At 70.3% G+C, this 7831-nt stretch carries 7 protein-coding genes and 2 pseudogenes; 5 read left to right on the top strand and 4 right to left on the bottom strand.

The features are described 5' to 3' along the window. Window positions 1-402: pseudogene (locus B1729_RS19305) on the top strand (alpha/beta hydrolase); the annotation flags it as partial. A 6-nt stretch (window positions 403-408) separates the two neighbouring features. Here the strand turns inward: B1729_RS19305 and B1729_RS19300 are convergent. After that, window positions 409-744, bottom strand: coding sequence for a helix-turn-helix domain-containing protein (locus tag B1729_RS19300; protein ID WP_163634439.1), 336 nt, complete (start codon window positions 742-744; stop codon window positions 409-411). A 16-nt stretch (window positions 745-760) separates the two neighbouring features. On the opposite strand from B1729_RS19300, the gene B1729_RS19295 reads away from it, so the two are divergent. Further along, the gene (locus tag B1729_RS19295; protein ID WP_163634437.1) at window positions 761-1225 is read left to right on the top strand and encodes an SRPBCC domain-containing protein; all 465 of its coding nucleotides are present in this window, start codon (window positions 761-763) and stop codon (window positions 1223-1225) included. Between the two features lie 43 nt (window positions 1226-1268). Here the strand turns inward: B1729_RS19295 and B1729_RS19290 are convergent, their stop codons facing one another. The 3 genes and pseudogenes from B1729_RS19290 to B1729_RS19280 form a co-directional block, all read right to left on the bottom strand. Then, window positions 1269-2369 (bottom strand): ABC transporter permease, encoded by a 1101-nt coding sequence (locus B1729_RS19290; RefSeq protein WP_163634435.1) that lies wholly within the window; start codon window positions 2367-2369, stop codon window positions 1269-1271. 209 nt (window positions 2370-2578) lie between these two features. After that, a pseudogene (locus B1729_RS19285) lies at window positions 2579-3499 on the bottom strand (ABC transporter ATP-binding protein); the annotation flags it as partial. Between the two features lie 66 nt (window positions 3500-3565). Beyond that, window positions 3566-4591, bottom strand: coding sequence for a glycerophosphodiester phosphodiesterase family protein (locus B1729_RS19280; protein ID WP_163618084.1), 1026 nt, complete (start codon window positions 4589-4591; stop codon window positions 3566-3568). A 311-nt stretch (window positions 4592-4902) separates the two neighbouring features. Here B1729_RS19280 and B1729_RS19275 point away from each other — a divergent pair, with 311 nt between their 5' ends. The 3 genes from B1729_RS19275 to ligD all read left to right on the top strand — a co-directional run bounded on the left by B1729_RS19275 (window position 4903) and on the right by ligD (window position 7825). Then, a complete protein-coding gene (locus B1729_RS19275; RefSeq protein WP_163634431.1) occupies window positions 4903-5838 on the top strand; it encodes a Bax inhibitor-1/YccA family protein in 936 nt (311 codons plus the stop codon). Between the two features lie 279 nt (window positions 5839-6117). Next, window positions 6118-6456 carry a helix-turn-helix transcriptional regulator gene (locus B1729_RS19270; RefSeq protein ID WP_163618086.1) on the top strand — a complete coding sequence of 113 codons (339 nt, stop codon included), beginning with the start codon at window positions 6118-6120 and terminating at the stop codon, window positions 6454-6456. A 115-nt stretch (window positions 6457-6571) separates the two neighbouring features. After that, window positions 6572-7825: a non-homologous end-joining DNA ligase gene (gene ligD, locus B1729_RS19265; protein ID WP_163634429.1), complete on the top strand. Its 1254-nt coding sequence runs from the start codon at window positions 6572-6574 to the stop codon at window positions 7823-7825. Window positions 7826-7831: the final 6 nt, after the last annotated feature.

Below are 7831 nucleotides of genomic sequence, written 5' to 3'. Positions count from 1 at the left end.
CCCGCCGACGATCTCGCCGAGCGCCTGCAGCGGTACGTCGATGAGGGCCGTCCTGAAGAGGCGATCGTCACGTTCCAGCTGGAGAACATCGGGCTGCCGACCGAGATGGTCGAGCAGATCCGGGCGAGCGACCAGTTCCCGGCGATGCTCCCCCTGGCGCAGTCGACGGTCTACGACACGAAGCTCGTGCGCGACGTCTCGACTCCGACCACCGAGATGCTCGCGGTGACCGCCCCGGTGACAGTGCTGCGCGGCGAGCAGACGTTCCCGATCCTCATCACGGCCGCGGATCGCCTGGCCGGCGTCATCGAGGGCGCGGAACTCGTGATCGTTCCCGAGTCGGTGATGCACCGCCCCGACCCCGCGGCGACGGCCCGCGTGATCCGGGAGCGCCTCACGTAGGCGCGTTCAGTCGTTCAGTCGTTCGAGCAGATCGACCGCTGCGCGCGCGTACTCGCCGATCCAGCGATCGTGGAGGCGCTTGATCGGCAGCGGCGCCAGGGCGAGGTGCCGCTCTCGGCCGATCCTGCGGCCCGTGACGAGCTCCGCGCGCTCGAGCACGCGCAGGTGCTGCAGCACCGTCGTGCGATCGACCTCCGAGAAGCGGGCGCACAGCGCCCCCGTCGTGAGCGACTCGTCTTTCAGAGCATCGAGCATCCGTCGCCGCAACGGCGCGGCCAGCGCCTTGAACACCAGGTCATCCACCAGGTCATCGTCGGACCCCTTGCGCGCGGCATCCGTCATGTTATAAAACTACAACATGTCTGAAGAACTCACCGCACTTTCGTTCACCGTGTCGGGCCGCGTCGCGCGGCCGGCGGCCGAGGTCTACGAGGCCGTCGCCGATCCCGAGCAGCTCTCGCGGTACTTCACCACCGGTGGCGCCCGCGGCCGGCTCGAGCAGGGTGCCGATGTCACGTGGGACTTCGCGGACTTTCCCGGCCGCTTCCCCGTGACCGTCGTGGAATCGAACCCACCACGGCGGCTCGTCATCCGATGGGAAGCACGCGACGGGCTCGAGGCCGAGACCACGACCACCTTCGAGTTCGAGCCGATCGACGACGGCGAACGGACGCTCGTGACGATCACGGAATCCGCCTGGCGGGCCGACGCCGCCGGCGCGAAGAGCGCGTTCGGCAACTGCGAGGGCTGGACCGGCATGTTGGCCGCGCTCAAAGCGTGGGTGGAGCACGGCATCAACCTGCGCGAGGGCTTCTACGCCTGACCCCGGATCGTCTGCCACCGACCGCGGGTGAGCAAGCGGGGCGTCAGGCGATGCGGGTACCCGACGGCAGGCGGCCCGCCGGGGTGCGCGTCCGCGCCCAGGCCCACCACATGAGACCCGCGGCGAGCAGCAGCTGCAGCGCCATGCCGACGAACCAGATGGGCGTCGACTGGTCGATGACCTCCTCGGCCGTCGGCTGGTCGCTCTGCAGATCCGGGGCGCAGTCGTCCCAGCGCTGATCGAGGTCGGGTGGCTGCTGGGCCGCCCGCACGCCGAACTTGATCTGGCCGAAGAGGTCGTTCGGGTTGCCGTTGCGGTCGAACTGCGTGGGCGTCGCATCGGCGAGGATCACGAAGGGGTTGGCGGCGAGCAGCCACCACACGTGGTCGAACCTGGGCACCTCGTGCGTCGTCGTCTGCCACTCTCCGCAGCGCACCTCGGCATCCTCGTCGCAGGGGTAGTCGTCGCTCGGCTCCTCCCCCGGCATGCACGGGAAGGTCTCGCCCGAGTAGTTCTCGGGGAACTCGAACGACCGGTAGCTGCTCGTCGCCTCGGACCGGATCGAGAACCCCACGAGTGCGAACGCGATGACCGTGCCGATCACGAGCGCCGCGACGACGAGGTAAGTGGTCGCGACGGAGAACAGGGGTCGGGACAGGATGCCGCTCAGCGCGACTCCGATCGCCGCGATCACGCCGACCTCGAACGTGAGCACGAGCAGCGAGACCGCGATCGTGGCGGGTTCTCCTCCCCCGGTCAGGATCGCGACGGCGAGGAACGGGACCGAGACGACCACGAAGGCGAGCCCGGCGACCCATGCGGCGAGGAACTTCCCGATGAGGATCTCGGCGGTCGTCGCGAGCGTGATCTGCACCGGCGCCAGGGTGGCGGCATCCCGGTCGCCGTTGATCGCATTGCCGCTCAGCGTCGGCGACACGAGCACCACGAGCAGCAAGGTGACGTAGACGATCGTCGAGTAGATCGCCCCGCCGGGCCGGTACGCCGAGCTCCAGGCGACGAACGACAGCGCCGTGACGATCATGAGCAGCAGCGCGAAGACACCGAGGAGCACGTACCATGCCACGCTCCGCGTGCGCTGCGTCAGTTCGAGGCCGACGATGGTTCCCAGTCGCTGACCGTTCACGAGGTGGCCTCGCTCTCGCCCGCCGCGGCGCCGGGATCCGCCGACGAGGGAGGCGCCGAGGCTGGCGGCGCGGGAGGCGCCGAGGCTGGCGGCGCGGGCGCTGGAGGCACGGCTGCGGGAGGCACGGCTGCGGGAGGCACGGGCGCCGGGCCTGCGGCGCGCGGAGGCACGGGGCTCGGTGGCGTCGGCTGCTGAGGCGGGCGTCCGTCGCCGAGATCGAGGAAGGTGCGCTCGAGCGCGCCCTGCGCGGCCGCGAACTCGACCACGTCGAGCCCCGCCGAGACGAGGTCGCGCAGGGCTGCGGCTGCGGCATCCTCCGATGCGAACGACACCACGACATCGCGGCGGTCGACGCCCAGGCTCTCGACGGGCACCCGGAGCGCGCCCGCCACCCGCTCCACGTCGGCGGAGGATGGCTCGGCTCCAGCCAGCCGCACCCGCCACGGCCGTGCGCGGCGCGACGCCGCCTCGACGCGGGCGGGGTCGACCGTGACACCGGCCATCAGGAAGACGGCGTCGTCGACGACCTCTTCGAGCTCCGACAGGATATGGCTCGAGACGAGCACCGTGCGCCCCTCCGCTGCGAAGCGTCGCAGCAGCACCCGCAGGTCGATGCGGGCTTGCGGGTCGAGTCCCGAGGCCGGCTCATCGAGCAGGAGCACGCGCGGGTCGTGCACGAGGGCGCGGGCGAGTCCGAGGCGCTGCTTCTGCCCGCGCGAGAGCACCCGGGCGGGCGCGTCGGCGAGGTCGACCAGCCCGACCTCGGTGAGGAGGGCGTCAGCGCGGACGGATGCCGCGGCAGCCGGCATCCCGTACAACCGCGCCGTGACCGACAGCGTCTCGCGGGAGGTGAGCGAGTTCCACGCGCCGAGTGCGTCGGGCATCCAGCCGAGCACGGCCCGGGCGGCTTGCGGGTTCGTGACGGGATCGATGCCGTCGATGCGGATCGAGCCCGCGTCCGGAGCCAGCAGCGAGGCGAGCATGAGCAGCAGCGTGGTCTTGCCCGAGCCGTTCGGCCCGACGAGGCCGGTGACCCGGCCGGCATCGGCGCGTAGCGTCACGTTGCGGACGGCCTGCACCGGCCCGAACGAGCGCTGAACGCCCTGGACGACGATGCCCGGAGTGGTCACGCGCTCACTCTATCCACCATGATCGCCGGTCCCGTCGCACCATACGCGCGCCGGTCGGGGCGGCGGTCATCCGCGGAAGAACGAGACTCCGAGATCGGGGTGGTCGACGAACACGCCGTCGACGCCGGCGTCGCGGATCATGCCCCACTCCGCCTCCCAGTCGCCGAACGCCGCCGGGCCGCCGCGCGTGCGGAACTGCCCGATCAGAAAGCGGTTCTCTGGTCGGCAGGTCCAGGTGAAGACGCGCAGCCCGCGGTCATGGGCGTCGGCGACGACCGGCGAGGGGCCACTGGTGCGCCCGAGCTTGTCAGGAGCGAGGATCGTCCGTTTGTCGACGCTGATGCCATCGACGCGTCCGACCAGCGCGTCGAGGCCGGCGGGCGCCGCGGTCTGCCGGTACGTCAGGGCTGCTTTGCCGTGAGCGGCGAAGAGGTCGAAGGGCCGGCCGGACGCCTCGAGCAGGTAGACGTACGCCGCACGGATGCCGCGTTCCCTGAGTGCGAACAGCACCGTGGACTCGAACGCCTCGATCGTCAGCGGCAGCTCGCCGCCGGCCCATCCGGCCTCGCGCAACTCCGCGTCGACGAGGTCGGCGATGTCCCACCCGCCTGCGCCGCCGAGGCACGTCGCGAAATGCGTGGCGTGCTTGATCTCGAGCACCACCCCGATCTCCCGCCCGTACTCGAGCGACGCCTCGCGGACCGCGTCCAGCACGTCGCGCAGTCGCAGCACCGGCTGCTCGTCGTCGAAGCTCGCACTCGAGGGCCGCAGCTGCGGGATCCGCTCTCGGCAGCGGAGCGTCGCCAGCTCGTCCCACGTGAAGTCCTCGGTGAACCAGCCCGTGAGCTCGATGCCGTCCACCGTCTTGGTGGTGCGCCGGTCCGCGAACTCGGGCCGGTCGGCGACGTCCGTCGTGCCTGAGATCTCGTTCTCGTGCCGGACGACGAGCACGCCGTCGCGCGAGACCACGACGTCGGGCTCGACCGCGTCGACGCCCATCGCGAACGCCAGGGCGTACGACGAGCGCGAGTGCTCAGGGCGATACCCGGGAGCACCACGGTGCCCGATGACGAGCGGTTTGCGGCGCGGCACCGTTACACCCTAATGCGCAGACCGTGACCTCGATCCTCGCGCGGTCGTTGAGCGAGGGAGCGCCAGCGACCGAGACGAAACGCGCCGCACCGACGGTCTGCACCGGGTTCGGCGCGTTTCGTCTCTGCGTTTCGACTCGCAAGCTCGCTCAACGACCACGTTCCTCGCTCGCTCAACGACCGAGATCAGAGGAAGCGGCATCCGTTCAAAGCCCTCTCACAGCGCCGATCCGTGCCGTCTGCGCGCCGGTCGGATAATGTTGATCAACAGCACCGTGCTGTTCAACCCCCGTGACTTGGAGTGTGAGAGCAGTGGCCCTCAACAACCCCGCGTTCAGCAACCCGGCCTTCCAGGATCCGAAGGCCGTTCAGACCTATCCGGGCGGCCGCCAGGCGGCGAGCTTGACCCCGCCCCCGGCGCAGACGCAGTTCTCGACCGCGCAGCACGCCGGAACGGATGCCGCAGCCCAGGCCCACCTCGAGGGCATGTACGCCGCCCCGCCCGCCGGTGCCATCGAGACCGACCGGATGTCGACCGAAGACACCGTCTGGAAGACGGTCGGACTCTTCGCCATCCTCGTGGTCGGCGCCGTCGCCGGCTGGATCTGGACGATGTCCCCTGTGGCCGACACCGGCCAGCCGACCATCATGCCGTGGATCATCGGCGGTCTCGTCGGCTTCGTGCTGTCGATGGTCGTGATCTTCACCTCGCGCAAGAAGATCCGCCCCGGCCTGATCTTCGCCTACGCCGCCGCCGAGGGCCTCTTCGTCGGTGGTATCTCGGCCTACTTCGAATTGATCTGGCCCGGCATCGTCGTGCAGGCGACCCTCGCCACCCTCTCGGTCGTGGGCGTCACGCTCGCGCTGTTCGCCAGCGGCAAGGTGCGCGCATCGGCCAAGGCCACGAAGATCTTCCTGATCGCCATGGTCGGCTACCTGGTGTTCTCGCTGATCAACGTGGTGATGATGATGTTCGGCGCCTTCAGCGGCCCCGACAGCGCCGGCCCCTTCGGCATCTACAGCGTCCAGCTGTTCGGCTGGCTCCCGCTCGGCCTCGTGATCGGCGTCCTCGTCGTCATCATGGCGGCGTACTCGCTCGTGCTCGACTTCGACCAGATCCAGCAGGGTGTGCGCAACGGCGCTCCCCGTCAGTACGGCTGGCTCGGCGCCTTCGGCATCATGGTGACCGTCGTCTGGCTGTACGTCGAGATCCTGCGCATCCTCGCGATCCTGCGCGGAGACAACTGACATCCCGCGCACAGCGCTCACGAACGGCCGCCCGGTTCTCCGGGCGGCCGTTCGGCTTCCCTGCCGAGCGCGGGCACGTGATGCGTCCACGCGTGCACGCTTGCACGCTTGCACGCTTGCACGCGTGCACAGAATCGGACACCGCGGACGAAACGCCGGTGACGGATGCCTCGGCACGGCGCGTCGGCTCAAGTCTCCGACGCAGTGCACGAGATCGGGCGGTTCTGCTCAGAGCGGAACCACTTCGAACGCCCAGCGCTGTCGTTCTATCGTGAGCGCATGGCCGAGATCATCCCGCTGCCGACGAAGGCGCCGCGTTCCCCTCGTGACCCTGAGCCCCTCTGGCGCGACGCGCTGGGCGACCGCCTGCGCCGTCTGCGACACGAACGCGGCGAGCGCCTGGCCGACACGGCCGATCGCGCGGGCGTCTCGCCGCAGTACCTGTCCGAGATCGAGCGGGGCCTCAAAGAGCCCTCGAGCGAGATGATCGCGGCCGTCGCCGGGGCCCTCGAGGTGACGCTGATCGAGCTCACCGCGGGCGTCGTCGACGACCTCCGCTCGCGGGTCGCCGAGCGTGCGGCGGTCGGATGCCGCACGACATACTCCCTCGCCGCCTGACGCGCTGCTTGTCGCTCCGCAGTCACCAAATGCGCCGCGAACGCGCGGTGACTGGCGATTCCTGACTGCGGAGCCGGGTGTTCCAGGGGCACGGGTCGGGCGTAACGTGGGCCGGGTGACGCCCGCGAAGTCCGAAGCCGAGATCCTCGACGTCGAGGGGCACGAGGTGCGCATCTCGAGCCCGGGCAAGATCGTCTTCCCCGAACACGGGATCACCAAGCTCGACGTCGTGCGCTACTACCTCTCCGTCGCCGAAGGAGCCCTCCGCGGGGCCGGCGGGCGGCCCATGGTGCTCAAGCGCTTCCCCAAGGGCATCGACGCCGAGCCGTTCTTCCAGAAGCGCGTCCCCGAGAACCACCCCGACTTCATCGACACCGCCACCCTGCAGTACGCGCGGGGGACGTCGGCGGAAGAGGCGGTGATCCGGGATGCCGCGGGCCTGGCGTGGGTCATCAACCTCGGGTGCCTCGACCTCAACCCGCATCCCGTCCGCGCCGAGGACCTCGACCGTCCCGACGAACTGCGCATCGACCTCGACCCCATGCCCGGTGTGGACTGGGCGCAGATCGTCGACGTCGCGTTCGTCGCCCGCGAGGTGCTCGACGATGTCGGGCTCGTCGGGTGGCCCAAGACCAGCGGGTCGCGCGGCCTGCACATCCTGGTGCGCATCGCCCCCCAGTGGGACTACAAGCAGGTGCGCGTCGCTGCGGAGACGCTCGCGCGCGAGGTCGAGAACCGCGCACCCGGCCTCGCGACCGCGCGGTGGTGGAAGGAGGAGCGCGGCGAGAGCGTGTTCGTCGACTTCAACCAGAACGCGAAGGACCGCACCGTGGCATCCGCGTACTCGATCCGCCCGTTGCCGGATGCGCGGGTCTCCACGCCGCTGGACTGGGACGAGGTGCGCGAGCGCCGCCCGGAGGAGTTCACCGTGCTCACCGTCCCGCAGCGGTTCGCCGACCTCGGCGATCCGCACGCCGGCATCGACGACGCCGTCGGCACGCTCGACGGCCTGCTGCGGCTCGCAGAGGACCTTGGCCCGGCCGAGAAGCCGCCGCGCGGCGGCGACGGCTCGGGGCGCCGGCAGTCGACGATGCCGCTCATCGAGGTGGCGCGCACGAAGACCAAGTCCGAGTCCACAGCGGCTCTCGAGGAGTGGACGAAGCGGCACCCCGCCGTGGCCGCCCAGCTGCATCCCGCCGATGTGATGATCGACGGCATGCGCGGCTCGAGCTCGCTCTGGTACCGCGTGCGAGTGAACCTGCAGCACGTGCCCGAGGCCGAGCGCCCGCCGCAGGAGGACCTCATCGCCGACTACGACCCCTGGGAGGGCAAGTCCTGGCCCGGTGCTCCCGGATCAGCCGGTCGTTGAGCGAGC

It is taken from the genome of Microbacterium sp. B35-04 (assembly GCF_010634885.1).
GTDB lineage: Bacteria > Actinomycetota > Actinomycetes > Actinomycetales > Microbacteriaceae > Microbacterium.
The sequence above is the reverse complement of the archived record's forward strand: the minus strand, read 5'-3'. Positions and strand labels throughout refer to the sequence as shown.

Coding starts and splice junctions, on each gene's coding strand:
- B1729_RS19300 (WP_163634439.1), bottom strand. CDS start 744: ATGACGGATGCCGCGCGCAAGGGGTCCGACGATGACCTGGTGGATGAC.
- B1729_RS19295 (WP_163634437.1), top strand. CDS start 761: ATGTCTGAAGAACTCACCGCACTTTCGTTCACCGTGTCGGGCCGCGTC.
- B1729_RS19270 (WP_163618086.1), top strand. CDS start 6,118: ATGGCCGAGATCATCCCGCTGCCGACGAAGGCGCCGCGTTCCCCTCGT.